General features: G+C 65.8%; 26 protein-coding genes. 8 read left to right on the plus strand and 18 right to left on the minus strand.

The genetic code is table 11. The features are described from left to right. Window positions 1-1,248, plus strand: a complete 1,248-nt coding sequence (locus SynBMKMC1_RS01065) for a CCA tRNA nucleotidyltransferase (protein ID WP_186472404.1) — start codon at window positions 1-3, stop codon at window positions 1,246-1,248. Beyond that, complete coding sequence (locus SynBMKMC1_RS01070) at window positions 1,245-2,738, plus strand: hypothetical protein (RefSeq protein WP_186472405.1); 1,494 nt, start codon at window positions 1,245-1,247, stop codon at window positions 2,736-2,738. The genes SynBMKMC1_RS01065 and SynBMKMC1_RS01070 overlap by 4 nt, the downstream gene beginning before the upstream one ends. Here SynBMKMC1_RS01070 and SynBMKMC1_RS01075 read toward each other — a convergent pair. Genes SynBMKMC1_RS01075 through SynBMKMC1_RS01085 form a run of 3 tightly spaced genes read right to left on the minus strand, consistent with a single transcriptional unit; the run spans window position 2,662 to window position 5,067 of the window. Next, a complete protein-coding gene (locus SynBMKMC1_RS01075) occupies window positions 2,662-3,525 on the minus strand; it encodes a sulfotransferase family protein (RefSeq protein ID WP_186472406.1) in 864 nt (287 codons plus the stop codon). The genes SynBMKMC1_RS01070 and SynBMKMC1_RS01075 overlap by 77 nt on opposite strands. Beyond that, window positions 3,518-4,081, minus strand: a complete 564-nt coding sequence (locus tag SynBMKMC1_RS01080) for an HAD family hydrolase (RefSeq protein WP_186472407.1) — start codon at window positions 4,079-4,081, stop codon at window positions 3,518-3,520. Before SynBMKMC1_RS01080 ends, SynBMKMC1_RS01075 begins: the two co-directional genes overlap by 8 nt. Then, window positions 4,081-5,067 carry an SIS domain-containing protein gene (locus SynBMKMC1_RS01085; protein ID WP_186472408.1) on the minus strand — a complete coding sequence of 329 codons (987 nt, stop codon included), beginning with the start codon at window positions 5,065-5,067 and terminating at the stop codon, window positions 4,081-4,083. The genes SynBMKMC1_RS01080 and SynBMKMC1_RS01085 overlap by 1 nt, the downstream gene beginning before the upstream one ends. 15 nt (window positions 5,068-5,082) lie before the next feature. Between SynBMKMC1_RS01085 and SynBMKMC1_RS01090 the strand changes: the two genes are divergently transcribed. Both SynBMKMC1_RS01090 and SynBMKMC1_RS01095 read left to right on the plus strand, forming a co-directional pair. Further along, entirely contained in the window at window positions 5,083-6,375 is a 1,293-nt protein-coding gene (locus tag SynBMKMC1_RS01090; protein ID WP_255486246.1) for an O-antigen ligase, read from the plus strand. Beyond that, complete coding sequence (locus tag SynBMKMC1_RS01095) at window positions 6,372-8,777, plus strand: UvrD-helicase domain-containing protein (RefSeq protein ID WP_186472409.1); 2,406 nt, start codon at window positions 6,372-6,374, stop codon at window positions 8,775-8,777. Before SynBMKMC1_RS01090 ends, SynBMKMC1_RS01095 begins: the two co-directional genes overlap by 4 nt. Before the next feature lie 8 nt (window positions 8,778-8,785). On the opposite strand, the gene selD is transcribed toward SynBMKMC1_RS01095, so the two are convergent. The 4 genes from selD to SynBMKMC1_RS01115 are packed head-to-tail and all read right to left on the minus strand — an operon-like array spanning window position 8,786 to window position 13,243. Then, window positions 8,786-11,008 carry a selenide, water dikinase SelD gene (selD, locus tag SynBMKMC1_RS01100; RefSeq protein ID WP_186472410.1) on the minus strand — a complete coding sequence of 741 codons (2,223 nt, stop codon included), beginning with the start codon at window positions 11,006-11,008 and terminating at the stop codon, window positions 8,786-8,788. Continuing rightward, a complete protein-coding gene (gene galE / locus SynBMKMC1_RS01105) occupies window positions 10,992-12,098 on the minus strand; it encodes a UDP-glucose 4-epimerase GalE (protein WP_186472411.1) in 1,107 nt (368 codons plus the stop codon). The genes selD and galE overlap by 17 nt, the downstream gene beginning before the upstream one ends. Window positions 12,099-12,131: 33 nt before the next feature. Next, complete coding sequence (locus tag SynBMKMC1_RS01110) at window positions 12,132-12,746, minus strand: hypothetical protein (RefSeq protein WP_186472412.1); 615 nt, start codon at window positions 12,744-12,746, stop codon at window positions 12,132-12,134. Further along, a complete protein-coding gene (locus SynBMKMC1_RS01115; RefSeq protein ID WP_186472413.1) occupies window positions 12,737-13,243 on the minus strand; it encodes a peptidylprolyl isomerase in 507 nt (168 codons plus the stop codon). Before SynBMKMC1_RS01115 ends, SynBMKMC1_RS01110 begins: the two co-directional genes overlap by 10 nt. A 109-nt stretch (window positions 13,244-13,352) precedes the next feature. Between SynBMKMC1_RS01115 and SynBMKMC1_RS01120 the strand changes: the two genes are divergently transcribed. Then, entirely contained in the window at window positions 13,353-13,568 is a 216-nt protein-coding gene (locus SynBMKMC1_RS01120; protein ID WP_186472414.1) for a hypothetical protein, read from the plus strand. Here the strand turns inward: SynBMKMC1_RS01120 and SynBMKMC1_RS01125 are convergent. The 4 genes from SynBMKMC1_RS01125 to SynBMKMC1_RS01140 are packed head-to-tail and all read right to left on the minus strand — an operon-like array spanning window position 13,550 to window position 16,768. Continuing rightward, complete coding sequence (locus SynBMKMC1_RS01125; protein WP_186472415.1) at window positions 13,550-14,422, minus strand: glycosyltransferase; 873 nt, start codon at window positions 14,420-14,422, stop codon at window positions 13,550-13,552. The two genes, SynBMKMC1_RS01120 and SynBMKMC1_RS01125, sit on opposite strands and share 19 nt — an antisense overlap. Beyond that, window positions 14,401-15,051 carry a glycosyltransferase gene (locus SynBMKMC1_RS01130; protein ID WP_186472416.1) on the minus strand — a complete coding sequence of 217 codons (651 nt, stop codon included), beginning with the start codon at window positions 15,049-15,051 and terminating at the stop codon, window positions 14,401-14,403. Before SynBMKMC1_RS01130 ends, SynBMKMC1_RS01125 begins: the two co-directional genes overlap by 22 nt. Further along, window positions 15,021-16,142 (minus strand): cyclic nucleotide-binding domain-containing protein, encoded by a 1,122-nt coding sequence (locus SynBMKMC1_RS01135; RefSeq protein WP_186472417.1) that lies wholly within the window; start codon window positions 16,140-16,142, stop codon window positions 15,021-15,023. Before SynBMKMC1_RS01135 ends, SynBMKMC1_RS01130 begins: the two co-directional genes overlap by 31 nt. Then, window positions 16,139-16,768, minus strand: a complete 630-nt coding sequence (locus tag SynBMKMC1_RS01140) for a peptidylprolyl isomerase (protein WP_186472418.1) — start codon at window positions 16,766-16,768, stop codon at window positions 16,139-16,141. The genes SynBMKMC1_RS01135 and SynBMKMC1_RS01140 overlap by 4 nt, the downstream gene beginning before the upstream one ends. On the opposite strand from SynBMKMC1_RS01140, the gene SynBMKMC1_RS01145 reads away from it, so the two are divergent. Then, window positions 16,767-17,537: a hypothetical protein gene (locus SynBMKMC1_RS01145; protein ID WP_186472419.1), complete on the plus strand. Its 771-nt coding sequence runs from the start codon at window positions 16,767-16,769 to the stop codon at window positions 17,535-17,537. The genes SynBMKMC1_RS01140 and SynBMKMC1_RS01145 overlap by 2 nt on opposite strands. Here the strand turns inward: SynBMKMC1_RS01145 and SynBMKMC1_RS01150 are convergent. Next, a complete protein-coding gene (locus SynBMKMC1_RS01150) occupies window positions 17,458-18,597 on the minus strand; it encodes a glycosyltransferase family 4 protein (RefSeq protein WP_186472420.1) in 1,140 nt (379 codons plus the stop codon). The two genes, SynBMKMC1_RS01145 and SynBMKMC1_RS01150, sit on opposite strands and share 80 nt — an antisense overlap. A gap of 38 nt (window positions 18,598-18,635) precedes the next feature. Between SynBMKMC1_RS01150 and SynBMKMC1_RS01155 the strand changes: the two genes are divergently transcribed. Then, window positions 18,636-19,325 carry a hypothetical protein gene (locus SynBMKMC1_RS01155; protein ID WP_186472421.1) on the plus strand — a complete coding sequence of 230 codons (690 nt, stop codon included), beginning with the start codon at window positions 18,636-18,638 and terminating at the stop codon, window positions 19,323-19,325. Continuing rightward, window positions 19,325-20,383 carry a hypothetical protein gene (locus SynBMKMC1_RS01160; RefSeq protein ID WP_186472422.1) on the plus strand — a complete coding sequence of 353 codons (1,059 nt, stop codon included), beginning with the start codon at window positions 19,325-19,327 and terminating at the stop codon, window positions 20,381-20,383. The genes SynBMKMC1_RS01155 and SynBMKMC1_RS01160 overlap by 1 nt, the downstream gene beginning before the upstream one ends. Here the strand turns inward: SynBMKMC1_RS01160 and SynBMKMC1_RS01165 are convergent. The 6 genes from SynBMKMC1_RS01165 to SynBMKMC1_RS01190 form a co-directional block, all read right to left on the minus strand. Further along, window positions 20,380-21,150, minus strand: coding sequence for an ABC transporter permease (locus tag SynBMKMC1_RS01165; RefSeq protein WP_186472423.1), 771 nt, complete (start codon window positions 21,148-21,150; stop codon window positions 20,380-20,382). The two genes, SynBMKMC1_RS01160 and SynBMKMC1_RS01165, sit on opposite strands and share 4 nt — an antisense overlap. Beyond that, window positions 21,150-22,793 (minus strand): ATP-binding cassette domain-containing protein, encoded by a 1,644-nt coding sequence (locus tag SynBMKMC1_RS01170; protein ID WP_222930371.1) that lies wholly within the window; start codon window positions 22,791-22,793, stop codon window positions 21,150-21,152. Before SynBMKMC1_RS01170 ends, SynBMKMC1_RS01165 begins: the two co-directional genes overlap by 1 nt. A 98-nt stretch (window positions 22,794-22,891) precedes the next feature. Beyond that, a complete protein-coding gene (locus SynBMKMC1_RS01175) occupies window positions 22,892-23,842 on the minus strand; it encodes a calcium-binding protein (protein ID WP_186472425.1) in 951 nt (316 codons plus the stop codon). A gap of 45 nt (window positions 23,843-23,887) precedes the next feature. After that, complete coding sequence (locus SynBMKMC1_RS01180) at window positions 23,888-24,424, minus strand: hypothetical protein (RefSeq protein ID WP_186472426.1); 537 nt, start codon at window positions 24,422-24,424, stop codon at window positions 23,888-23,890. Window positions 24,425-24,429: 5 nt separating this feature from the next. After that, a complete protein-coding gene (locus SynBMKMC1_RS01185) occupies window positions 24,430-25,938 on the minus strand; it encodes a DUF563 domain-containing protein (RefSeq protein ID WP_186472427.1) in 1,509 nt (502 codons plus the stop codon). Further along, window positions 25,935-26,918, minus strand: coding sequence for a glycosyltransferase family 2 protein (locus SynBMKMC1_RS01190; RefSeq protein WP_186472428.1), 984 nt, complete (start codon window positions 26,916-26,918; stop codon window positions 25,935-25,937). The genes SynBMKMC1_RS01185 and SynBMKMC1_RS01190 overlap by 4 nt, the downstream gene beginning before the upstream one ends. Between the last annotated feature and the right edge of the window lie 7 nt (window positions 26,919-26,925).

Below are 26,925 nucleotides of genomic sequence, written 5' to 3' on the forward strand. Positions count from 1 at the left end.
ATGGGCGCGATCCCTCGCCTTGCGCTTCCAGGCATTCCCCCGGACCTGACGCCGGCCCTTGCCGAGCAGGTGCGGCTTCAGGGTCACGGTCGCTTGGCGTTGGTGGGAGGTGCCGTTCGCGATGCCCTCCGGCATCAACTCCACGATGCGTCCTGGCAGGGGCTGCCGGACCTCGATCTGGTGCTGGAGGGATCCTGCTCCGCCGTGGCCTTTGGTTTGCAGCAACGGCTCGGCACTGAACGGGTGTCGTGGTTGCAGCTGCATGAGCGCTACGGCACGGCGGAGCTGAGGCTGGATGGCGTGCTGATCGATCTGGCTGGTGCCCGTCAGGAGCGCTATCCCGCTCCTGGTGAGAACCCTGTGGTGCAGCCAGGACCCCTCGAAGACGATCTCTGGCGCCGGGACTTCACGGTGAATGCCATGGCGTTGGTGTTGCAGGCTGATGGCAGCCAGCAGCTGCTCGATCCCCATGGCGGCCTCGCCCACCTGGCTGCACGCCAGTTGGTGCTTCTGCATGCAGCCAGCGTTGCCGATGATCCAACCCGTGTGATCCGGGCTGCCCGTTACGGCGCCCGGCTTGGATTCGATTTGGACTTGGGATCCCTGCAGCAGCTGCAGGCCACGCTGGAGCGCTGGCCCTGGGCCTGGCGGCACGGCGATGCTCTCGATGGGGTGCCACCAGCGTTGGGCACGCGCCTGCGCATGGAGTTGGATTTGCTGCTGGAGCGAGAACCCTGGCCGCAGGCTCTGGCCTTGCTCCAGCACTGGTCGGCGCTGCCCCTGCTGGATCCGCTGTTGCAGCGCCAGGTCCACCTCACCCGCAGACTGCGGCGGGCGGCCCGTCTGCAACTGCCCCTGCTCAGCGCCCTGATCGCGGCCGCCGGGGACCCCGTCGCTCTGGCCCAGCGCTTGCAGATTCCCATCCAGCAACTGCGCTGGCTGGAGCAGCTGCAAGGGCTGCGGCAGTGGTTGGAGCAGGAGGTGTTGCCCCAGCCGTGGCGGCAGTGGGGTGCGCGGGAGTGGACGGCGCGCCTTGAACAGGCCAACTGGCCGGCGCCGGTGGTGGCGCTGGCTGCCGTGGAAGCCCCACCCTGCTGGCGTCCGTTGCTGCGTTGGTGGGGGCGCTGGCGGCATGCCACCGCCGCGGTCAGCGCCAGAGACCTGATTGCCCAGGGTCTCCAACCCGGACCGCTGCTGGGGGAGGCCCTGCGCCGTTCCCGGGACCAGGTGCTGGAGGGACTGCGATGAAGCGCTGGCTGCCGCTTCTGGTGCCGCTGGTGTGTGCTGCCTTTGCGTTCAGAGCGCTCGGGCTGATCGACGCCACCGGCCTCTGGACCGATGAGCTCTACACCACCGGCAAAAGCTTTCAGCCCAGCTACCCCGCCCTGCTCCAGATGCTCAGTCGGGACACCCACCCGCCTTTGTATTACTCGTTGCTTTGGCTTTGGGGGCAGTGGCTGACGCCATCGGCGCTCACGCTGCGCCTGTTCTCCTGGCTGATGTACGTGGCTGGTGGCGTGGTGATCACCGCCCAGGCCGGCCGTTTGTCCCCAGGGCGCCCGCGGTTGGCGATGGGGGTGGCCGCGTTGCTGGCGTTCTGCTCGCCTTACCCGGTGCGCTTTGCGATCGAGGGCAAGGGCTATGCCCTGTTGGTGTTGCTGGTGGCGTTGGCCTGGTGGTGGCGCCAGCGGCAGCAAGCGCTGCTTTACGGCCTGGCCGTGGCCCTGGCGGCCTGCACCCATTTCTATGGACTGTTTCTGTTTGCGGTGACGAGCCTCTGGGACGCCAGCAGGCGGCGCTGGCCTCTGGCCGGGGTTGGGGCTGGGGCGCTTGTGCCCTCGCTGCTCTGGATCGTGGTGGCCTCGGCCTACCTGTTGCGCAGTGGTACCGGGGCCTGGATCGGTACTCCGGATTTCGCCCTGCTGGAAGACACCCTGGCGAGGGGGTTGGGATTGTGGCCGCTGCCCAAGTTGGGCGTATTGCTGCTCGTTTTGGCGGCGATTCAGCGCTGGGGATGTTGGCCCACCCGTCGAGCCGCAGCGGGCGAGTGGTCTGCGGCCGATCGCAGTGGCTTGATTCCCTCGCTGTTGATGGTGCTGGCCGTGGTGGCGGTGTCGTTCTTCAAGCCCTTGGCCTTCAGCCGTTATTTCGTGGTGCTGCTGCCGGCGTTGATCCCCTGGTTGGCGCTGCGGGCCGCGGCTCTTCCCCTCAATCGGATCGGCCAATGGCTTGGAGGCTCGGCCCTGGTTTTGCTGCTGCTGAGCTGGTGGTGGCACAGCTTTGCCGATCTGGATCCTGCCCTGAGCGGGCAGGTGGCACGGGAATCCAACCAATTCCAGTTGCTCAGTCGCCAGCTGCAGGCTGAACCGCATCGCTACTCGCGACGGGCCCGTTTGTTCAATCTCAGTGATCGCATGGAGACGGCGGCCGGGCGGATGGACCCGCCGCCCGTTCCCTGGGGCGATGGCGATGCGCTGCAACGGGCGTTGATCAGCCGTCCAGCACCTTCCCAGCTCTGGCTGGCCGATAGCGGCAGTGCCCGTGCTTCCCGTCCCCGTCTCAACCGCCTGCAGCAACAGGCAGAAGCCGCCGGTTACCGCTGTGAAGCCGTGGATCTGGAAGCGCCCTATGCCCAGCTTCGGCGCTGTGCGCCGGTTGGGGTCAGCGGCACCAGCGGCTTGCCGTCGGCCAGTGCCGCTCCAGATCCACGTTTGGAAACAGCTGCTCCACGGCCCTGAGGTCGTCAGCCAGCAGGCTGCCCATCGCAGCCAGAAGGTCGTCAGGTATCACGTTGCTGGTGGCACTCACGTTCACCCGCTGGTGCCAGGCCGGTTCGGCGTAGGGAAGGTTCAGGAATCCACAGAGTTCGGCGTAGGACTCGCGTTGGAAGAGGGTTTCGTAGAGGCCGAGATAGCAGTGCTCGAGCCCGAAACTCTCGTTGAGATTGTGCAGCGTGCGGCCGTATCCACTGCGCAGTCCGGGAGCCTTACGCACCCGCCGGCGCAGGGCGGCGATTTCGCTTGCAGCATCCCGCTGGCCGAGTTTGCGCTGCTTCATGCGTTGGCTGGAGATCAGCCGTTCGATCGGATCCCGCATCAGGAACACGGGCTTCACCGCAATGCCCAGATGTTGGAAGCTGGCCTGAATGCACTGGAGGGTGTCGGCCGAGAGGGCGGCGTACGACGGCGTGATGTCGCCGGTGAGCCTGGTCTTGCCGCCGTTGCGGCGTGGCCGGCGCAGCAACCAGGCGAAATAGTCGTAGTAAAGGCCTGGTCGGCGGATGAACAGCTGACGCATCCAGCTGCGCGGCTGGATCCAGCTGCGGGGCCGGCTCAGGGACATCTCAATGCGCCGGAATCGGGCCAGAGCCGGCAGGGTGCGGGCATCGTGCACGTGGTATTCCTTCAACACGCCGAAGTCGGTATCGCCCCTGGCCTGCAGCTGCTGATGCAGCCAGGAGGTGCCGGCTTTCTGGGCGCCGACGCCCAGCAGGAAGTGGCCGAGGGCTGGGGATGATTCAGTCATTGCGGTCTCTCCAGCCCTGGCGGCGCAGGGTGTCCCAGTCACCTCGCGACTGCAGGATGCGCTCGGCCAGCTCCCTCACCGCGCCGTGCCCGCCGCGGTTCTGCAGCACGGCATCGGCCTGATGCCGCAAAGGGCGGCAGGCGTCGCTTGGGGCCAGCAGCAGCCCCACCTGGCCTCTCACGGCCAGATCGTTGAGGTCATCGCCGAGAAAGGCCGTTTGCCGGGGCGCGATGCCCAGCTCCTGCTGGAGTGCGGCCAGGGCGGGTGGCTTGTCCTTGATCCCCACCAGGCAGTGCCTGATGCCCAGTTGGCGGGCCCGCACTTCCGTGGCACCTCCCTGGCCGCCGCTGAGAAAGGCCAGATGCAGGCCGGCCTGTTGCAGCAAACGGATGCCAAGGCCATCACGCACATCGAAGCGTTTCTGCAGCTGCCCGTCGGCACTGAACCAGAGGCCGCCATCGGTGAGCACTCCATCCACATCCAGCACCAACAGCTGGATGTCGGCTAGTTGTTGGCGCCGTTGGCGCCACCGCCATTCGCGCTGCAGGTGTCGCATCAGGCCAGCCCGGCCTGGACGAGATCGTGCAGACGCAGCAAGCCGAGGAGTACACCCTGCGCCTCCACCACGGGCAGTACGGAGATCGGCTTGCGTCGGTTGTGCTCCATGCGTTGGATCGCTTCCACCGCCAGAAGGTCGGCCGACACAGTGATCGGGTCCGCTGTCATCAGGTCACCAGCGGTGAGCGTCGACCAGCGTTCCGGACCGTGATCACGCAGGGCTCGGCGCAGATCGCCGTCGGTGATCAGCCCCTGCAGACGGCCGGGCTGGCTGGAGTCCTCCACCCAGCCACTGCCGATGGCGCCCTGGGTCAGTCCGCTGATCACGTCGGCGAGCGGTGTGGTGGGGGCGATGGATGGCAGTTGGGCGACCGGAATCATCAGGTCAGCCACGGTCATGGTGAGCTGCTTGCCGAGGGCGCCGGCCGGGTGATTTAGGGCGAAGTCGGCCTGGGAGATGCCACGCCGTTCCATCCACACCGCAGCCAGGGCATCGCCGATGGCCATGGCAACAGCCGTGCTGGCCGTGGGGGCGAGGTTGAGGGGGCAGACCTCCCGATCCACCGAGGCGTCGAGCGCTACGTCACTGCCGCGGGCGAGGGAGGAGTCGGCACGTCCCACCAGGGCGATCCTTGCTGTGCCGCGGCGTTTGAGGTGGGGCAGCAGATCGAGCAGCTCGGCGGTTTCGCCGCTGTTGGAGAGCAGCAGACAGACATCGTCGCCAGCCACCACCCCGAGATCGCCGTGCAGGGCATCGAGGGGATTGAGATACAGGGCCATCAGGCCGATGGAGGAAAACGTGGCCGCGATCTTGCGGGCGACGATGCCGCTCTTGCCCACGCCGGTGATCACCAGTTTGGCCTTGCGGTCCGCACAGCGTTCCAGCAGAGTCAGGGCGCCTTCCACCTGGTCCGCTTGCAGCCGTGCGGCCGCTGCCGCGATGGCGGCAGCCTCCTCTTGCAGGCAGCGGGTGAGTGCGGACACGATCGCAGGGTCAGGTTGGTCGGCATTCTCGACCACGACAGGAATGCTGTGGTTCCTCTCTGGCAGGCTTGGAACCCCAAGAGCAACAATCCAGTGACAGGATTGCTTCAACGCCTGGCCTCCCCTTGGCTGGATCTCTTGCTGCCGCTTTCCCTCCTCGGGCTGGCGTGGCAGCGCAGCGGTGATCCAGCGGGGATGATCTGGATCCTGGCGCTCTGGTGCGGCTTCAAGCTGCTGGGGAACGTGCCGGGGCAACCGGCCTATGCCGTACTGCTCGGTGTTCTGGCGGTGAGCGTGGGCGCTGTGATTCATCCGCTGAGCGTGGCGGCGCCCACCGATCTCATCCTCGTGTTGCTGGCGTTCGCCGCAGGCCTGCGCCAGTCACCGGCGCAATGGCCCCTGGCTCTCTGGATGGTGCTGGGCACCGTTGTGGTGTCGCTTCCGTTTGTGGAATTCGATCGACTGAACGGCAATCTTGACGTCATTCCCTGGTCTGTTCTGCGTGATCGTCTGCCGCAGGAAGCCCTTCGCATCCAGAAAATAACCATCAACCGCAGCGGATACCTGTATGGCCTGCTGGCGCTCGTGGGTTACGGGCTGTCCCGCTGGGAGATGCGGGTCTGGTGGTCCCGTGGGGCGGCGCTGATCGCTGCGCTCAGCTTTGTGTTGGCCATTGGCACGGGCTCGCGGGCTGCGCTGTGGTTTCCGATTCTCGCTGTGGTCGGGGCTGAACTGTGTTGGCAGCGTCGCCAGTGGGTGGCTCGCCATGGCCGGGCCTTGGCGGCTGGCGTGCTCGCCCTGAGCCTGGTGTTCAACGTGGCGACCTATGCCCCCGCCAGCCCGTTGGCGAACCTGAATCCCAGCGATGCCGGGCGTGCCCGCGTGGCTCAGTGCTTCGTGCTGCGCTCCCTGCGCTCGGGCCCTGATCTGTTCACTGGCCAGGGGTATGACCGGGTGTCGGACCATTGCGCCAGCAAGGTGTTCCTCCCCGAGCGCACGACGGGCATTCCCCACGCGCACAATCTGTTTTTGCAGGTGCTCGCTGATCACGGGCTTGTGAGCCTGGTGCTGCTGCTGATCGCCTTGGGGCTCACGTTTCAGCGCCTGTTTCAGGGACTGGCCGGGGATCAGGGGCCGCTGTGCAGGCTTGCACTGGCCTGTGCTCTGTTCATCCTGATGTCGTCTCTGGTGGAATCCACCCTGTTGAAAACCTCCTTGCAGCAGGTGATCAGCGGTTACCTCCTGGCTGTGGCCTGGATGCCGGGTGTGGCACGTCCCCATGCCGATGCCCGTACCATCGCCCCATGAGCTTTCTTGCCGGCCTCAACGACGCCCAGCGCCGGGCGGTGGATCACCATGAGGGGCCTCTGCTGGTGGTGGCCGGTGCCGGCAGTGGCAAGACCCGGGCACTCACGCACAGAATTGCCCATCTGATTGGTGAGCACGGTGCCGATCCCGCCCAGATCCTGGCGGTGACCTTCACCAACAAGGCCGCCCGGGAGATGAAGGAGCGTTTGGAGCTCCTCCTGGCCCAGCGTCTGGCGCAGAGCCAGTACGGCCAACCCTGGAGCACCCTGCCGCCGGTGGAGCAACGCCAGCTGCGTTCACGGATTTACCGGGAGGTCACCAAGGAGTTGTGGATCGGCACGTTCCACGCCCTGTTTGCGCGAATGCTGCGTTACGACATCGACAAGTTCAAAGACAGCGAGGGGCTGACCTGGACCAAGCAGTTCTCGATTTACGACGAGGCCGATGCCCAGAGCCTGGTGAAGGAGATCGTGACCCAGGAGCTTCAGCTGGATCCCAAGCGCTTCGAGCCGAAGAAAACCCGTTGGGCGATCAGCAACGCCAAGAATCAGGGATGGCTGCCCGATCAACTCGAGGCCAATGCCGAGGGCCAGCGGGGCAAGCTCACCGCCGATGTGTACCGGCGCTACCGCAAGGCCCTGGCGGCGAACAATGCCCTTGATTTCGACGATCTGCTGTTGCTGCCGGTGCAGCTGCTGCAGCAGAACGAGCAGGTGCGCGGCTACTGGCACCGACGCTTCGCCCACGTGTTGGTGGATGAATATCAAGACACCAACCGCACCCAGTACGAGCTGATCAAGCTGCTGGTGACCGATGGCAAGGATCCCCAGGTTTACAACAACTGGGCTGGGCGTTCGGTGTTTGTGGTGGGCGATGCCGATCAGAGCATTTACAGCTTCCGGGCGGCGGACTTCACGATCCTGATGGGCTTCCAGGACGACTTCGGTGATCAGCAGTCCGACGAGGCCACCCGCACCATGGTGAAGCTGGAGGAGAACTACCGCTCCACGGCCACCATCCTCGAGGCCGCCAATGCCTTGATCGCCAACAACAGCGAGCGCATCGACAAGGTGCTGCGCCCCACCCGCGGCGAAGGGGAGCTGATTTTGCTCACCCGCTGTGACGATGAGATCGCCGAGGCCGAAGCCGTAGTGCATCGGCTGCGGATGATGGAGGCGGCCAACCCCGAACTCACCTGGGGGGACATGGCCTGCCTCTATCGCACCAATGCCCAGTCGCGGGCGCTGGAGGAATCCCTGGTGCGCTGGCGGATTCCTTACGTGGTGGTAGGCGGTCTGCGCTTCTACGACCGGCGCGAAATCAAGGACGTGCTCGGCTACCTGCGCCTGCTGATCAACCCGGCCGACACCGTGAGTTTGCTGCGGGTGATCAATGTGCCCAAACGGGGGATCGGCAAAACCACGATTCAGCGGCTCACCGATGCGGCCAATCAGCTGGGCATTCCCCTCTGGGATGTGGTGAGTGATCCCGAAGCGGTGCGCTCCCTCGGTGGTCGCTCCGCCAAGGGACTGCTGCAGTTTTGTGAACTGATCAACGGCTTGCGTGAACAGCTTCACAACACGCCTCCCTCCGAGCTGATTCAGCAGGTGATGGAGCGCAGCGGCTACGTGAGCGAACTGATCACCGAAGGCAGCGATGAGGCGGAGGAACGCCGGCGCAACCTGCAGGAGTTGGTGAACGCAGGACTGCAGTACCAGGAAGAGAACGATGAGGGGGATCTCGAGGGTTTTCTGGCCTCCGCAGCTCTGGCCAGCGATGCGGACAGCAAGGACACCGCCGCTGATCGCGTCACCCTGATGACCTTGCACAGCAGCAAGGGGCTGGAATTTCCTGTGGTGTGCCTGGTGGGCCTGGAGCAGGGGCTGTTCCCCAGTTATCGCTCCCTCGACGATCCCGCGTCCCTGGAGGAGGAACGACGGCTTTGTTATGTGGGCATCACCCGGGCCAAGGAGCGTCTCTTCCTCTCCCATGCCAGCGAGCGACGCCTCTGGGGGGGCATGCGCGAACCGGCGGTGCCGAGCGTGTTTCTCTCTGAATTGCCGGAAGCGCTGGTGAAAGGGGAGATTCCCCGTTCAGGCGGAGCGGCGCTGCGGCGCGAGCAACGCCTGGATCGTCTGACCCGGGTCGATCGCGACGACACCCGTCGGGTGGCCTCCGGTGGTGCAGCGGCCGCACCCGCCAATGCGGTGCGACGCCGTCAGGCTGGGCCGGCCCCAGGCAGGAGTTGGACCGTGGGCGACCGGGTGGTCCACGCCAGCTTCGGTGAGGGGGAGATTACCCACACCTTCGGCAGCGGCGAGAAGGTGTCGATTGCGGTGAAGTTCGCCGGCATGGGCCCGAAGATCCTCGATCCGCGCCTGGCGCCGATCGAACCCGCCTGAGTCTGAATTCAGCTCGCCATCGCCCGGCCGATCACCGCCCAGGGTTCCGACCACGCTTCGGCAAGGATCTGCTCCGCCAGCACCGGAGTGACGGCAATCAGCAGGGGACCGCAGGTCTGGGGATCCACCAGCAGCTCCAGCAGGGCTCGGTGCCTCGGACTGCCATCGACAATCGAGCCCAGGGCAAGCTGGAGCGTCGCTGGCTGGTGGCCGGAGCGATCGAGCAGGGCCCAGGCGCGGCGGTTGGCGGGGGCGAGGCTGCTGGCATGGCCTGCCTCCAGCAGCGGCAGGGCGCCGGTCAGGGCCGGGATCGCCTCGGCATCGAGATGCACCTGCAGGGGGTGATGCGATTCCTGGGGGTCTCCCAGCATCTCGCCGAGATGGCCGATCAAGCCGAACCCCGTGATGTCGGTGGCGGCATGGAGCTGGCCGGGGTACTGCTGCTCCAGGGCCTGCAACTGCTCCAGGAGCGGATGCTGGCTGCGGCTCATTTGGGCCAGGGCCGCATCGAGATCCTGGGGTTGGCCGGCGCCGGCCATGGCGGCGGCGAACAGCACGCCGGTGCCGAGGGGGCGGCTCAGTAGTAGCTGGTCCCCCGCTTGCAGTCCCCGCTTGGGCCAGGCGTGACCACAGGGGGAACCGGTCACGCTCAGCAGCACTTGCAGCCGTTGGCTCAAGGGGTCGTCATCGCCTTTGGTGCTGGATGGATCCCGCTCTTCCAGGGTGTGGCCTCCGATCAGCTGGGCGCTCTGGGGCTCCAGGGCGGAGCGGATTCCCGCCAGGGTCTGGCTGAGCAGGGCCTGCTGCAGGCTGCTGGTGGCGATCGGCAGGGTCACCACCGCCTGGGCGGCCGTGACCCGGGCTCCGCAAGCCCAGAGGTCGGAGCAGGCGTGGAGGGTGGTGAGTCGACCATTGAGCCAGGGGTCACTCACCAGGGCGGGGAAGCCATCCACGCTTTGCAGAACGGGTCCACCGTCGGGCCCTGTGGATGCGGGAAGGGGATTGGCATCCTCGGGTTCAGCACCGAGAGCGTTCAAACCAGCCCCTCGCAGGGCATTCTCCAGGGTGGCGGCCGGTACTTTGGCAGCGCAGCCCCGGCAGCGCATGGTGCCCTGGTGAGCATCAGCGCTGGTTTTCATCAGCGGACGTGCACGGAAGCGCTCCATGAAGCGGCGGTCGATCGATTCCTTCCAGCGCCAGAGCCAGGGATGGGGACCGAGTCGCAGCGGACCCCAGAGCATCCAGGCCACGGGCTGGCCGCTGCGGCTGCCGCCGACCAGTTGCAGGGCACGGCGCTGGGGCCGCCAGGGGCGCGGCTGCCGATCCCTGGCCAGGCGTTCAAGGCTGCGCGCCAGCGGTCGGGCGGCGCGCACGGCCCAGACCCCGGAGGGGGGGCGTGGATCGGCTTCGATCAGGCCGCAGTCGCCGCTGGCCCAGAGCCCGGGATGGCCCAGAACCTGCAGATCGGCGCCGGTGAGCACGCGCCCCGTGCTGGGGCAGCAGGGCAGGCCGCTGGCCGCAAGCCAGCTCGGGGCCCGGCTGCCGGTGCAGAGCAGCCCTGGCCCGCCGCTGTGTTCTGGCTCCGCTTCGATGCACGCGATGCCAGCGGTGTTGAGGGCTTGCCGCCAGGCTGGATGCGGTTGGTTGGGGCGCCCGTATAACGCCAGTGGTCGTGTTGGCCAGCGTTGGCGCAGGGCCAGCGCCACTTCCACTCCCGCCAGGCCAGCGCCAATCACGCAGAACGGCGTCATCGCGGCAGCGGCCTCCTGCATCTGCTGGTCTTCCCGTTCCAGAAGGGCGAGGGCCGGCTCCAGCGGTTTGATCGGGATCAGGGAACGTGCGTCCGGGCGGACTGGGGCCGGGGCTGAGGCACTCACCGCCCCTACATCCAGGCTGAGTTGGTCGAATGTCAGCGCTGGACGGTCGCGGAGATGCAGGCACCGCTCTTGGAGGTCAAGGCCGCTGATCTCGGCGATCACTAGGGCCACGCCGGCCTGATCTGCCAGTCGGCGCAGGTCGATGGCCACCTCCCGGCGGCTGTAACGGCGAGCGATCAGACCCGGCACCATTCCCGAGTAGAGGGCTGTGCTGCTTCTGTTCACAAGGGTGATCAGCCCCGATGGTCGCCGTTCTGGCTGCATGGCCCAGCGGCGCAGCAGCAGGGCATGGCTGTGCCCGCCGCCGGCCAAGATGAGAGCTCCACCTCTTGGGTGCTCAGGTGCTGAAGCCATGGGGATTGGCCTTTTGCCAGGCCCAGCCATCGCGACAGATGTCGTTGAGTGTGCGTTGGGTGCGCCAGCCGAGCACGCGTTCAGCCAGGCTTGGGTCTGCCACGGTGATCGCTGCATCCCCCGGGCGACGGGGTGCGATCCGATAGGGAATCGATCGGCCGCTGGCCGCTTCAGTGGCTTGGATCACCTCCAGCACGCTGGCCCCCTGGCCGCTGCCGAGGTTGAGCGTGAGCAGCTGAGGCGGGCCTGCTAGGAGCGTCTTGAGCGCGGCGCGATGGCCTTCGGCCAGATCCATCACATGGATGTAGTCGCGGACGCCAGTGCCGTCCCTGGTGGGCCAGTCATCACCGAAAACCTGCAACGCCTCCCGACGTCCGACAGCGACCTGGGTGACGAAGGGAAACAGGTTGTTCGGCAGCCCGTTGGGGTCTTCGCCGATGCGGCCACTGGGATGCGCCCCCACCGGATTGAAGTAGCGGAGGCGGGCGATCCGCCAGCCCTTGGGGCTCGATTGCACGGGATCGCTGCAGCCGCTGCAGCCGGCCACATCCGCCAGCAGGGTTTCCACCGCGGCCTTGCTGGCGCCGTAGGGGTTGATCGGCTGGATCGGTGCGGATTCGGCAATCGGCACCTGCTCGGGGGTACCGTAGAGGGTGGCGCTGCTGCTGAACACCAGCGTGCGGCAGCCATGGGTCTCCATGGCCTCCAGGAGTCGCTGGCTGCCCACCAGATTCACGTCCCAGTACCGCAGGGGTTGCTGCACCGATTCACCCACGGCCTTGAGGCCAGCGAAGTGGATCACCGCCTCGATTGACCGCCCTAACGCCTTGGCGCGGGTGAACAGTTGATCCAGGGTTTGGCGCTCACGCACATCCCCTTCGATCAAGCTGATGGAAGACCCGGATCCGTGGTGTTCGGCCCACTGCCGCTGCAGGGAGAGGCCATGCAGATCGGCGACCCGTTCCAGTGCGATCGCCGAACTGTTGCTGAAGTCATCCAATACCACAAGCTGATGACCGGCCTCCAGCAGCACATCACAGCAGTGGCTCCCGATGAAGCCGGCCCCGCCGGTGATCAACAGCTGCGCCACGGTGACCTCTCGATGTAGCTCAGTCAGGCCAATTTATGGCAGAAACACGTCATTGACTGTGGCGGGCTGGGCGTAGAACGCCACATCTTCGTTTTTCCAAAGCTCCGGTTGCTGGCTGAGGATGTCTTGTTCGATGGTGCTCGACGACCAGAGGTGGGCACCGGTCTCGCGATTGAGGTACCGCACCACCGGCAGCGCATCGCTGGGGGCATCGTTCGTGCTGTAAACCCTGTAGGCCGGTCCGTTGTACTGCCAATCGGCGAAGGCTGGGTTGTTGGGAATGAGCTCGTTCAGGATGAAATCCCGCTCGGAATCGAGTGCTGTGTAGAAATGGCGGTTATCGCTGGGAACGAAAAAGCGATAAAGCTCTTGGTTGCCATCACCAGGAGCGATGTAGGCCGGTCCCTCCAGCCGCCATCCGAAGTCGTCGATGATTGAAATCTCCTCAATGTTGGTGGTGAGCAGGTTGCGACCACCGTCGATATCGGGATTCACCAAGCGGTAGACCGCCTGGCCGGTCAGCGGGTCAGGCTCCTGCCAATCCACATTGAAAGTTTGGTTGCTCCGGGTGCCGTCGATCGTGTTGGTGGCCCTCACGAGCACGTCCACTGGCGTGGCTGGGGGATCGGCGAGGGGCTTCAACCCCAAAACCACATCCCCCCATGGGGCCACAAGACCGATCCGATCAGATCGGGGTTGGACGTGGTGACCTCGTAAGTGATCAACCCAGCAGCCGGGCCCAGGGTGCTGGCTGATTCAATCCTCAAAAAATTGTCGACAGCCGGCGGCAGGGTGCTGTCATAAAGCGGCAATTCGTTGAACGGGGGAGTGGCATTGATGATGTCGGCCTGGGCCCAGCTCTCCACCAGCTCCATGCCATTGCCGAGCACCTCGGCAAACACAGTGAATCCCCCGTTTTGGAGGTCGAGCTTGGCACTGTTGTCGCCGAGGTTGAAGAAAAACTGACTGGTGGCGCTGTTGGGATCGCGTTTGGCCATGGCAACCGTTCCGTAGAGGTTGGAATTGCCGGGCTCGTTGGGAATCGTGCCTTTGCTCTCGATGGGGCGCGCTCCCCCCTGGCCGTTGAACCCAGCGGGCCCCGGGCGTCGCCCCCCAGCCCCAGCCCGACGCGGCGTTGCCGGCATTGGAGCCGGCCGACGGTCGTGCCGATCCCCTGCCCCTGCCCCATCCGGCGATCGGTGGCGGCCAGGCGCAGCACCGCATCGCCGAGAAATTCCAGTGCTCGTGATGGGGATGCAGGCCGCTGGAGGTGTGGGTGAGCGCTTCGTTGAGCTGGGCGAGTTCGCGGCCCTGGAGCGGTTGTGGCGAGGGGAGGCCGAGATGGTGCCAGAGCTGCTCCAGCTGCTCGCGACGGGCGGCATCGATGGCAATGGGAGTGTTGGGCACCATGGCAACCGTGCAGCACGCCTCATGATCGCTGTTGCGGCATTTCAGCAGCGTCGGGCGTAGCGGGCGAAGGTGATGAGCATTTGCGGCCACCAGGCCAGGTGTTGGCGCCAGGGCAGCTGGTAACGCGAGCAGAAGCAGTGCCACTGGCGTTGTTTGGCCTGCCAGCGTTGCCAGGCCAGTCGGATCGATGCTCCGCGACGCCCGCGGCCATCGCTGCTGTTGTTGCCATGGCGGCGATGGGCCAGCAGCTGGTCTGGGCAGGCAAGCAGTTCACCGCTGTGCCGCGCCACCAGGGCCAGCCAGCTGTCGTGGAACACTGCCGCCGCCGGAATCGGCAGCGCCCGTTGTAGCAGTGCTCGATTCACCAACACCGTGCAGCCGGTGATCTGGTTGTGCTGAGCCAGGCTCACCAGCCCGGGCGGCCTCCCCTGGCAGCGGTGCGATCGCCACAAGCTGCCGGCCAGGCGATGACCGCTGGCATCGATGAGCTGGGCATCGGAGTGCAGCAGCAAGGGCGTGCCTGAGCCGTGGCGTGTCTCGGCGTCTTGCAGCTGGCGCAGGCCGGTGGCGAGTCGCTCGGGGAACCAGAGGTCGTCTTGATCGCAGAGGGCCACATAGGGGGCACGGCTGGCCAGGAGCAGCTGATTGAAGGCGGCGGTGGGGCCGAGCCGCTGGGGCTGATCGCACGCTGGGCTGATCCGTTCCAGCCAACCAGAACACTGGCGTTGCCAGCGCTGCAGGATCGCTGGCGTGTCATCGCTTGAGCTGTCGTCGCACACCAACACCCGGTCAGGGCGTCGCTGCTGCCTCCAGAGACTCTCCAGCTGTGCATCGAGAAACGCGGCGCCGTTGCAGGTGGCCAGCACCACCTCCAGCGTCAGCGTCTCCGGGATCACCACCACTGCAGGCCCCATTTGCGGAAATAGAGCCAGGCGCTGTGCAGATTCACGAGGGTGAGCCGCCAGTTGGTGTAGCTGCCTCGGCCCCAGTGATGCCAGACGGTGGCGATGGGCAGATTCACAGTGGGGCCGTGTGCAGCCAGTCGGCGGGTGATGTCGGCATCTTCGAAGTAGAGAAAAAAGCGCGGATCGAAGCCGCCAATTCGTTCCACGGCCGAGCCGCGCATCAGCAGACAACAGCCGCTCAGGTAGGTGGAGCGGAACACCTGGTCGTAGGAGTGATCCCGCATGGTGAACCAGCGGTCGTAGCGCCGCAGGCGCCGCGGTTTGAGGCGACGGGGGATGAAGCGACGGCTGATCAGGGCCAGCAGGGTGGGGTTGCGCTTGCAGAGAAACTGGCGCTGGCCATCGGGTAAGCGCAGCTGGGGTGTGGCGGCGGTGACGTCGGGATGGTGCTCAAGCCACGCCAGGAGCGATTCCAGGCTGCCCGGGGCCCAGGAGAGATCGGTGTTGAGCACGGCCACCAGTGGTGGCACGCCGTGGCGAGCGCACCACTGCTGCCAGAGCTGGTTGAAGGCGCGGCCGTAGCCCGGGTTGGCCTGCTGCACCAGGGTCATGCCGGCCCCTGGCAGCAGCTGCTCCACCGCTTCGCCGGGGCGATATTAACCACCACGGCATAGGCCACATCGGCGGCCAGGGCGTTGAGGCAGCTGCTCAACCGCTGCACATGCTCGGCCGGCGGGTGATGCGCCACCAGCACCAACAGAGCGCGCACAGAAATGCCTGGTGCAGGAGGCACGTCCAGCACCTGCTCCACTGAATCGCGAGGAAAGGGGAAGCGATAGCGCTGCGCCAGACGGCGCAGGCAGATCATGGCGGTGTCCAGTGGCGTGTCGCCCCTTTCGCGCAGGGGAGGCAACACCCGGTGGGCCTGGTTCAGGCCAAGGTCTCCAGGATTGATCGGATCAGGGAGATCGCCGGCGTCTTCGGCCTGCTGCCAGAGCTCGTCCGGTGCGCGGCCAGCGTGGTGATCCGGTGCGTCCGCCCGCCCGCTGCGGGCCTGCAGGGCTTCGTTGAGGGCGGCGCGTTGGATGCCAAGCAGACGAGGGCCCAGGGGAAGATCCCGGTCGGCGCCGCTGGGACGCCATCGTTTGATTGAATCGCTCAGGCGTGCCTCAGGGCCGAGCGGTGCACTGGGCAGCCAAAGCCAGGAATCATCGAGATCACCGGCTTGGCGAAGGGCATCGCCGCTGAGCAATTGCAGGGCACCAGGACGCCAGAGTTCAGCCAGAAGTCCGGGTAGATCGTCGTAGCGCTGGGGCTGGCGGGCAATCCAGGCCAGCAGCAGCTGGGCCAGCTCACTGCGGTCTGGTTCCAGACAGCCCTGCTGCAACACCGCTTCATCGGGAAGCAAGCGCAGGAATTGCTTTGCGGGCAGTGCCGCCACCAGGGTGGGTTCCATGGCGATCGCCGCTTCACAGGGAAGGCCGCGCACCAGGCCACACCAGCCGAGGGCATAGCCGCTGCCGAGGCGTGCCAGGGTGAAGGGTCCGCTGCTGGGATCATCGCCGATCAGGCGCACCGCTCCTTCGGCAATGAACATCACCTGGTGGGGGAGGCGATCGGCCTGCAGCAAGGGTTGGCCTGTGCGGTAGCGCAACCACTGCAGATGGGAGCGCTGGGAGGCGAGAACGCTCTGCAACGGAACCGGAAGGGAGCTGGCGTTCTCACTCATGGCAAGGGAATCAAGCAGCGGGATCCCGGCTCGGGGTTGGTTGCGCGGAGTGTGGCGATCGCCTCCGTGAGCCATTGACGGTGCAGGCGAAGCATGAGCTCCTTGCGGGTGGTGTCATCGAACTGTGCCGGCTGACGACTGTTCAGCCGCAGCACAATGAAGCGTCCGCCTGGTAAGCGCAAGGGTGGTTGGACAACGCCTGGTTGTGCTTTCAGAGCGAGCCGGTCGAGGGGTGGTTGCAGATCCTCGACACGCAAGGGTCCAAGGTGGCCGCCACTGTCGCGGCTGTTGCCGAGAGATTGCGCGGCCAGCTGGGCGAAGGAGGCGTCACCTTCCTGCAACTTGAAGAACCATTCCTGGGCGAGGTGGGCATCATCAACCTGGAGCACCGACAGACAGACACGATCCAGTTGGGGGCCCAGCTCAAGAAAGAGTTCTTTGGCCTTCGGTTCGAACTGCTGGTGTTGCCAGGTGGCTAAGGGGTTGCCCTCCGCCACGATGGTTTCGATGCGGCGTCCGAGCCAGACGGACAGTAGATCAGTGCTCTCGAGAGCCTCAATCACTGCCTCACAGGGCCACTCGAGCCAGTGATGCGATGCTTCGGAGGTGGCAGGGAGTGAAGTCATGACGCACGAGCCACCAGATCAAGCTCAACTCAACGCACTCTGGCGTGAAGTGAACAAGGCCATCACGGATAGGGCCTGGCCGGAAGCAGAAGGTCTGCTGTTGCGATACCTGCAGATTCTTCCAGAAGGACCTTTTGAGGTTTGGGACGTTTTGGCTTACGTCTATTTGATGCAGGGCAATTACAGGCGTTGCCTGGAGGTGTTGCAGCCCTGGGCGGACCATCCCAGCCGTCACTTCTGGCTGCAGCACAAGCTCGGCGATGCCCAACGCGGGCTCAATCAGCTGGCTGCAGCAGAGCAGCATTACCGCCAGAGCTTGATGGAGGGCTCCGATAGCCCGCTCACGATTCGCAACCTCTTGCAGGTCCTGGATGGTTTAAACCCCGGGCGGGCCGTGCACGAAGTGCAGCAATGGCAGGCGGATGCAGCAGCATCCCCATCGCCCGCGGCCTGGGAGGGAGCCCGCCAGGCGGCGGTGCTGGTGCCGGGGCTGGCTTTGGCGGAGCAGTTGCGGCGTTGCGGCCAGGCGGATGCCGCTTGCCGGCGGCGACTGTTGGACGATGCCGCCTACCGCCTCGATCTCTCTCGGCTTGCTGCTCTGTTGCAGGAGGCTTCGGCCAGCGCAGCGGGTTTGAGTGCTTGGGAAGGGGCGTTGCAACAGCGGCTTCGCCGTCTGCAGCTCTGGCCGCTCACGTTGTCGGCGACGGCAGGTCGAGCAACCAGCGGCCCAGGCGTTGACGCACGATTCCGCTCAGCCGCTCCTGGCTGAGCCGTTCCCGCACCCTCTGCTGGCCGCGACGCCCGAGCGTTGCGGCGGCGCCGGGATCGTCGGCCAGCTGCCGCATCGCCGCCGCCGCCGCCTGGAGATCCGGTTCCGCCCAGAACGCCCCGGCCTGGTAATCGCCAGCGCTGCGCGTCAGGATCTGACGCTCCCAGGGGATCAGCAGGGCGCTGCCCGGTGACATGAACTCCAGGTTGCCGGAATAGCCGGTGGCGATGGTGGGAATGCCCAGGGCCATCGCTTCAGCGAGGGTGAGCCCGAAGCCTTCAGCGCGGTGCAGGCTCACCAGGGCGTCGGCGTGGTGATACAGGGCATCGAGGTCGTTCTGGGGCAACAACTGCTCGAGCCAGCGGATGCGGGGGTCACCGGCACTGAGAGCCTTCAGGGCCGCGGCTTGCTCGGGGAACTGCTCGGCACTGCTGGTTTTGATCAGCAACTGCACCGAGGGGTCACCTCGTTCCGCTCGGGGAAAAGCCTGCTGGAAGGCCTGGATCACGCCGGCGGGATTTTTGCGCTCGGTTGTGCTCCAGTAATCGAACAGGCTGAGGAAGGTGAAGGGGCGGGCTGTGGCCTGCTTTCGCCAGCGTCGCCTCGCGTCCGCTCGGGCCTGCAGATGGGGCCAGTTGGGCAGGTGGGGCACGGCGATCACCGGCACCGGGCTGCGTTGGGCCAGGGCCTGGGCCGTGAAGGCGCTCGGACACCAGATTTCCTGGTAGCCGGCAAAGAAACGTTCCCAGCCGGAGGGGAAGCACTCCAGCTCCCAGGCCCAGTAGCCGATGCGCAGGGGCGCTTCCAGGGGGTGCGCCTCAAGCAGCTCCGGCGTGCTGGCGAGGATGTTGGGGTTGGTGTGCACCAGATCCACATGCACCGGTTGGTCGTGCATCGCCGCTGGGGGTGGCTCCAGGTCCCGAATGGCGGCATGGCTGGCCAAGGGCAGATCCACCAGCTCCAAGTCGCAACCACAGGCCTGGAGGATCCGGGCGGAGGCACTGGCCCCACCGGCCAGGCCGAAACCGGCCCGCAGATGGCCATAGAACCGGATCCGCATCGCTCGAGCCGAAGGAGTGAAAAGGCAATAATGCCGCCATGATCACGCAGTCAGCTCTCTCTGCAGCGCAGCAACGCCGGCGCGACCTGCATCTGCATCGCCTGCAGGATTGCGTTGAGGCTCGTGCGTTTGCTGACGCGGTGGCTGAAGCGATTGGGCTGCCCCTCACCCAGCTGCATGCGCATGTGGGCCCCTATCCCCTGTTCCAGCCCGGCGCCGACAACTCCACCGACACGCATCAGCGGTTCTACGCCCAGCATCCACAGCAACGCCCGTTGTATGAGGCTCTCTGCCGGCGGCTGATCGAGGATGTGATCGGGGAACCCTGCCATGTGCAGGTGATCCCCACTTATCGCTTCGGACTGCCGGGGAACCGCTGGGTGGGCAGCTTTCATCGTGATTCCGATTTCGGCCACAGCGGTTACGAACTGAACGCGATCTGCGCGCTGACCCCCATGCCCGCCAGTGCGGCCTTGCATGTGGAACAGACCGCCGGCGCCCACGATTTCGCACCGATGGACCTGCAGGCCGGTGAGGTGATTCTGTTCGACCATATCGATCGCCTCCATGGCTGCCCGCTCAACCGGGAGGGAGTGTCGGTGGCGAGCATTGATTTCCGCTTTGTGCCGGTGCGCTTCGCCGCGGCGGCCTTTCGTGACGCTGCCAGCAGCATCAACACCGGCACCGCCTTTCTGCCTGGTCATTACTTCACGGCGGAGCCGCTCTGATGGGCGTGCGGGTGCGGCTGAAACAAGAAGTGCGCCGCGGCTTGCAGCAGGGCCAGGGCCAGTGGCAGCGCTGGACCGCACCGCTGCATCGGGGCCGGGAGCAACGCCAGCTGGCAGCGATTCAGAGCCTCAGCCGGGTGCAGGAGTTGCAGTTGCCGGAGAGTTGGCAACGGGGGGAGCGCCGCTGGGTGCTGTTTTCGCATTACCACCCCAAGGGGTGGTTGCAGCGCTGCATCCGCCGCGAGCTTCAGGATCTGCGCGCCCATGGCTGGGCGGTGTTGCTGCTCAGCGACCGGCTGGATGCGGCAGCCCTGGATTGGTGCCGGCGAGAGGATGTGGGTTGGTTGCGGCGCCTGAACCAGGGCCGGGATTTCGGCGCCTTTCAGGATGGCTGGCTTGCGCTGCAGTCCCAGAGGCTCTGGACTCAGTGTGAGCGCTTGTTGCTGTTGAACGACAGCGTGTATCCGGTGGCGGACCTGGCGGCGAGCAGCTGGCCACGCTTCCTGGAGGGTGCGGCGGAGGCGGTGCTGGGCTTCAGCGACTCGTTTCAGAACGGCTATCACCTGCAGAGCTATGGCCTGCACCTGCCCGGTTCGGTGCTGCAACACCCCTGGTGGGATGCCTATTGGCGCCAGTATCCCGGTTGGGGCGGCATGACGGTGGCGATCCGGGAGGGGGAGATCGGGCTGTCGCAGCTGTTGATGGACCAGGGCGTGGCGCTGCAGGCCCTGCATCCGGTGAGCCGTCTCAGAGCCCAGATCGCCAGCGCCGAGCTGTTGGAGCAACTGCAGCGCCACTGCTCGCGGGAGGCGGCGGTGTGGATCCAGCAGCAATTGTTGGCCACCGGACTCAGTTCTCTCAATTTCCATTCCCCGGCCCACTACTGGGCGATCCCTCTGCTGCTGGATGGCTGTCCGTTCCTGAAGCGCTGGTTGCTGGAGAGCAACGAAGAGCAGATGCTCGATCCTTTGCTGGTGGCAGGCGGTGCGGCGTCTCTGGTGGATCCGGAGGAGCTGGCCGATTATCTGCGCCCGCCGATCATCGGCTTTGCCGGTTAAAGCCAGCGGATCACGGCCATGCGGCGACGGTCGAGGCGGGCCAGCAGTAGCAGCACGAGCAGCACCTGGCCGAGCAGCACGAGACACTCCAGGACCCAGTGGGGTTGCCCGAGGAAGGGATCGCGGGCGAGGCGCACCCAGGCATAGAGCGGGTTGAGGTCGCTGACCCAGCCGAGGGCACCGAGGCTGCGGCGATAGAACAGGATCGGTGAGGCCAGAAAGCCGATCTGCAGCAGCACGGGCATGAGCTGGTGGATGTCGGCAAAACTCACGGCGATCGGAGCGATCAGGAGGGTGAGCCAGAGGCAAGCGAGGAGCAGGTTGAGGAGGCCGAGCCAGCCGCCCTGGAGTAGATGAAGCCAGAGCTGGGGTTCGAGGAATCCCATCACCAGCAGCACCGCCGTGAGGGCGATCAGCAGGGCCAGGCTGGTGGTGAGCCATTCCTCCAGCACCACCACCCCCACCGGCAGGGGTTGGTTGAGCAGGCGCTCCCGTGCCCGCTCGAGCACGGTGCAGCTGCTGTTGATCGCGGTGGAGAGGGTGTTCCAGCTCACCAAGCCCAGGGCCACATACACCCAGTAGGCACTCCAGTCGTCGATGCCCGTGAGCGTGCCGTAGATCGTGCCGAGCACCGCCATGCTGATCAGGGTGGAAAGGCCGATCCAGCTGCTGCCGAGCAGGGTGCGGGCGAACTGCATGCGGATGCGCAGCCAGGCCCCGTAGGCGAGGGCGGGGAGCAGGGGCCGGTAGCTGGCGAGCAGTCGCATCAGTTCAGTTGTCCTTTGTAGAGCTGCAGGGCGCGGAAGAGGCTGCCGTCATACACGAGCCGGCCCCGCTCCAGGATCAGGCCGCGCGTGCAGTAGCGACGCAACAGATCCTCGGAGTGGGACGCGAGCACCAGCGTGCCGGCCGCCTCGATGAAGCGATCCAGATGGCTGCGGGCCTTGCGTTGAAACCACTGGTCGCCGGCGGCGAGGCCCTCATCGAGGGCGAGCCCTTGCACATCGCGAAAGGTGATCAGGGCAAACGACAAGCGGGTGCGCATCCCCAGCGACCAGGTTTTGATCGGTGTGGCCAGAGCGTCACCGAGTTCGGTGAAGGCTTCGATCGCAGCGCGGTAGTCACTCCAGCTCTGGCTGGCGGCGCGATAGAGGCGGTGGCTGAAGCGGGCCAATTGCAGGCCGGTGAGTTCCTGCGAGAAGCCCAGCGATTGCTCGATCACCGGCGCCAGTGGCGGCCCATCCCGCTGGATTGTCCCGGCGGTGGGGCTGTAGATGCCCCCGAGCAAACGCAGCAGGGTGGTTTTGCCGCTGCCGTTGTGGCCGAGCAGCCCGATGCGCTCGCCATGGCCGATCAGCAGATCGAGCTGGTCGAGGGCGAGGGGGCGCAGACCGCTGGGCCCCTGGGGCCGCAGCAACTGTTTGAGCGAGCGGCGGTCATTGCGGCCGCGCAGGTCGATGCACACCTGATTGAGGCGCACATAGGCCGGCTCTGTGCTGCGTGCGTCTGTGCGGCGTTGCTCGAGAGCTTTCAGATCAGCGGAACCAAGCAGGCCAGCCTCGGCCAGTCCTCGGCGTTCCTGCGCCAGCATGCGCCCCAGATGGTCGCGGCGCCGCGCCTCCAGGGCGAGCAGCTGTTGGCTCAGCGCTGGGGTGTGATCGAGGAGATCGCTCACCTCCGCCAGCACAGCATCGGGCACGGCGGCCAGGCAGGCGGCGGCACCGAGGGCGGCATGGAAGCGACGGGCCAGGTCAAGCCAGGCCTGGGGCACCCCTTCCAGGTTGGAGGGTGGCTGGGGCAAGCGACGGCATGCCGGCGGCCGATTCGGTGTGGACGCAAGCTGCAGGCCGGAAGCCTGCAACACCGCCAGGGCCGGTTGCAATTCGGCGTCTGGATCAGCGATCAGGCGCTCAAAGTTGAGCAGGGGCCAATGCCCCACGCGGGGATGACGTTGACGGCACTGCACCAGATCGAGGTTGTATCGCAGCCAGAGGGCAAGGGCCTTCAGGGGCGGCATGTCGTCGCGGTAGCCGATCGAAGCGACCACGGCGGCGGGATCACGCACGATGGCAATCCCGTGGTGGAGCCAGTGGGGCCCCAGCGCGGCCGACACCAGGGGCAAGGTGCGGCAGAGGCGCGGATCCTTGAGGGCAAGGGCTGGTCGGGCCGTGACGCCGGGAGACGGGGTCGCGGCTGCGCACCAGTTCTCCAGCAGGCGGCGCGTTTCCCGCGCTAAGCCGGTCTGCAGGCCAGCGTCGTTGGCTTCGGTGATCGCGAGGGGCCAGCTGCCATCCCACTGGCAGCCCATCGCCGCCAGCCAGGCGTCGTTGAGGGCCACCAGATCGGCGGATTCCTGAAAGCCGTCGGGATTGTCGGCGGCGGGCGGTAGCAGATTGGGGGGCAACTGCACGCCGTGACGTTCGAGCGCCCGCACACAAAAAGATGTCCCACTGCGGTGCATGCCGAGCACCCACAGCGGGACAGAGATGAAGTCAGGCGAAGTACAACTCAAACAAACTGAACTTCGTTGATCACTTCCCCATTTTGGCTGACCAGTAACAGAGTGCTCACCGGGTCGCTAGTGTTGTAAGTGATGGTTACCTCACTGCTGCCCAAGCCCGTGATGGTTGTTTCCACATCAAGGCTGGCCGCAAGTTGAATGCTGTCTTCAGCTGGATTGAAGTCTGTAATAATATCTGTTGTGTTGGTAGCCGCACCGTCTGGAGTCAGGAACTGGTCAAACGTCAGATAGTAGGAGTCAGCTCCGGGGCCAAGTGTCACCTCGTCGCTGCCTGCTCCTGCACGAATGATGTCATTCCCTTCGCCGCCATTCACGATGTCGTCGCCTGCGCCTGCACGAATGAAGTCGTTGGCGGCGGAACCTTTGATTTCGTCGTTGGCGGCTCCGGTTTTGATGTAAAAATCAGGAGCGTTTGGGGCGTCAGGAGTCAAGTTGCCGGGAGCATTCTGCGCGATCGTTCCTTGAGAAGTATCTCGAAAATCAGCGGTTGAATTGCCAACCGTCTGTGTGTTGAGGTCAACTTTGACTCCAGGTACCGGGATGGCGTTGTCGTAGTTGACGATGAATTCGCCTTTATAGTAATCGGCTACCTGGACGGTAGAGCCGGCATTGGATTGGATAGCGCCGTTTTCATCCGTGCCAAGGCCGATTTCGACTCGAGCTGCGTTGTCTGCCGCTTGGTTTCCGACGATATAGACATTTGCACGCTCAGTCGCCGCGGCAACTTCAACGGACCCATCGGATACATTATCGGTGATGTTGAGCGCAACGGGATTATCCGATGAGGAATCGGGCGTTGTGATAATGGCTTTCTGGCCTGTGCCAATGGGTGCCGCAGGTGTTTCGCCCACAGCGTTGCGCTGTACAATGGGTTCGATGATCACCGCGCCGGGACTGTCGGGTGCGACAGGGGGAACGGGAGGGATAAAGGCGGACACGTGTTAGGGATCCAATTTCCAGCGAAAATAGCCCAGCCGTCCTCGTCAGTCAGTTGCGGTGGACTCTTTTTTGATTGATCCTTGCACAACTCTTTCGGCAGTGCCGATCCAGCGTGTCCCGGATCCGTTGCAGCAGATCGCCTGGGAGCGTCTGATGGAGGTTGTGCATCCCCTGCAGGCGCGCCAGTGGGGCAGCAGATCCCTGTTGTCTGTCGGTCGTTGCAGGAAGGCCAGAATCCTGTTCAGCTCGTCCTCGGGATGGGCAAACAAGTGCTCGCTGGACACCAGCAGCAGTTGCTCCTGAGGCAACATGGCGAGTTGGTGCCAACTCGGAGCCTGTGCGTTCAACAAGCGGGCCGCTTGATCGAACCGTCCCAGTCGCCGCCAGCACTCGGCCAGGGCGGTGCGGAGGTCAGCCTGCTCGGGCGGCAGCAGGCTCCAGGTTTGCCATTCGGCTGCTGATTCAGCGTCGCCGCAGGCTCGTCGCCAGCGGGCCACCCGTTCGAAGGCGCTGGGTGTGGGCGCGTCAGCTTCCAGATCGATCAGGGCCTGATCCAGATCGGCTGGCAGGGTCTCACGCATACCGCTCATGATGACGTGTCCAGTGCGGCCAAGGTGTCTGCCGCTTCACTGGCGCCAGGTCGCAGATCAATGGGATACAAGCCTGGCCCCTCATAGAGCCATTCCTGCAGCGGTAGCGGTGTTGCGGCGGCTTCAAGGCGACGGTGGTGCAGCTGGCGTCGCTGGATCAACGGATCGAAATAAGTGGGTGCATAGGCGGGGTTGACCAGCTCGATCACGTCCGTGTCGGGCCGGGCAGCGAGCAGATTGGCCATGGCGGCACCGTGGGGTGCGATCAGGGTTCCGGCCGCCGCCACCTGGTGCAACTGCTGCTGCACGCTGCGAAGCGAGAGGGCGGGGATGCCGAGCTGGCTTTGCCACAGGCGTTCCGCCAGGGCCGGGCGGCGCTGGCTGGTGCCGCGCCCCAGCCACAGCCTTGTTTCAGCGTCAGCGTTCCCCTGCTCGATCCCCCAGAACTGCTCCAGCCAGGTGAGATTGCCGTTGGCGGGTCGACCGAAATGGCTGGTGAAGCTGGGCACGAGCAGCAGCTCTGCCTGGAGGTGATCGCTGGCCGGCAGCAGCCGTTCCGGTCCGATGCCGAGGCGTTGCAGCGCTTGGCGCACGTAGGCAGGTGAACCGCCGTTGTGCCAGAGGCGCAGATCGGGCCACTGCTGCAGCGCGGCCTGCCAGCAGCGGCCGAGGCGCGGCAGCAGTTCCAACTGCCAGTGGAAGAACAGTTCCGCCGAGAGCTCCGCCACCGCCAGCACAGGGCCTGCGGCATGTTGGGCCGGTGGTCGATCCCTTTCGGCCTGACGCAAATGCTCGATCGTCAAATGTTCCAGCGCCTGACGATGCGGGCAGGCGGGCCAGGGCCAGGGATAATGGCGGCAGAGTTGGGTGAGCCATTGGCCTGAGGCGTCCTGCACCGCCACGCCATGGCTGAGTCGCCAGGGATTGCGCTGGCGGGGCACCCAGATGCGCCCCCGTGGCAGTTGGGTCAGCTGCAACGGCGGATCCGCCGGGTTCGCCTGCTTCTGGCAGGGGAGGCAGGCCTGGGCGGCGCAGGGGGGCTGCAGCCATGGTTCCGGTGGTGCCGTCGGTTTGGCCAGTAGTTGGGCGCCGGTGTGGTACCCCAGCCGGTCGTATAAGTCGGCCAGCTGGGCATCGAGGCGCTGCTGGCGACCGCAGCCCCAGGCTCGCTCCAGATGTTGCAGGGCTCGGCTGGGCACCTCGGGCAGGCAGATCTCCCCCCAGCCCTGCAGCAGGGCGCCAAGACGACTGACGCCCGCCTCGCCGGGATCGCCAGCCAGCAGCATCCTGGCCAGTTCGAGCGCCTGGCGCCTCAGGGGCGCGATCGGATCGCGACACAGCCCGGCAGCGGCGGCCTCCAGGTGGGCCTCCACGGCAGGGCGCTCCTGCAGCAGCAGGCTGTGCCAGGCGCTGAGGGCCCGGCGCGGTCGCCCCCGATCCAGCGCTTCCAGCGCTTCGGCGTGAAGGGTTGGAGCGTTGGTGGTGGAGCTGCTGCTTGCGGTCATCGCGCCAAGAGCAGCTCCTGGGCTTGCCGCCAGAAGCGGCTGGCCTGCAGTGCTTCGGCATCGAAGCGCTGGCCAACGCGGGCGCAGCTGCGCGCGAATACTTCCAGGTAGTGCACCGGTCGCCTCGGGAGGGGATACGGGCAATCCTCCAACGCCTGCTGCAGCAACTGCAGAGCCAGATCTGGGGCGCCATCGCTCCAGGCTTGCCAGCTGGCCCAGGTGGTGGTGTCGTAGCGCTGGCTGCGGGCCCAGCCTGGCTCGCTGGCCCCCACTGCTTCCAGGTGGCGCTCCATCACCGCCAGCAACCCCTGCAACTGGGCCTTGGTGCGGCCGCTGGCATTGGCGCCATGCAGGCGGTAGCGCACCAGCTCCTGCTCGATCCAGGCTCCCTCGTGACCGGCTGCCGCCAGACGCAAGAGCAGATCCACGTCTTCCGAGTGGCGTAGCTGGGGATCAAACCCGCCCACGGCGAGCAAAGCGTCGCGACGCACGGTCCAGGCGCTGGGCAGCACAGCCTTGTGCTGCATGAAGCTGCGCCAGCTGAAACCGGCCCCCTCCTGCCAGGGCCTCACGGTGTGTTGATGACGCCCGGCGTCATCACAGCGCCACCACCCTCCATGCACATGGCTCAGGTGGGGATATCGAGCGAAGGCCTGCAGCGGCAAGGACAGGCGCCCTGGCAGTGGACGATCATCGGCATCGAGAAAGGCGATCAAGGGGGCCCGGCTGGCGGCGACGCCCGCATTGCGGGCCGCGGAGACACCGCACCCACCAGCGCGGATCAACTGCCAGCGCTCCTGGGGCCAGTGGGCGCAGAGCCGCTGCAGCAGAGCGTCGCTGCCATCGCTGCTGGCGTCATCGATGGCAATCAGGTCGAACCCGGTGTGCCATTCGCGCACCAGGGCCGCCAGTAGGGGGGGCAGCCAGGGGGCGGCATTGCGCATCGGCATCACCACACTGATGGGGGGAGCGAAGGCCACGGCGGCA

Origin of the sequence: Synechococcus sp. BMK-MC-1 (assembly GCF_014279955.1) — a bacterium.
GTDB lineage: Bacteria > Cyanobacteriota > Cyanobacteriia > PCC-6307 > Cyanobiaceae > Synechococcus_C.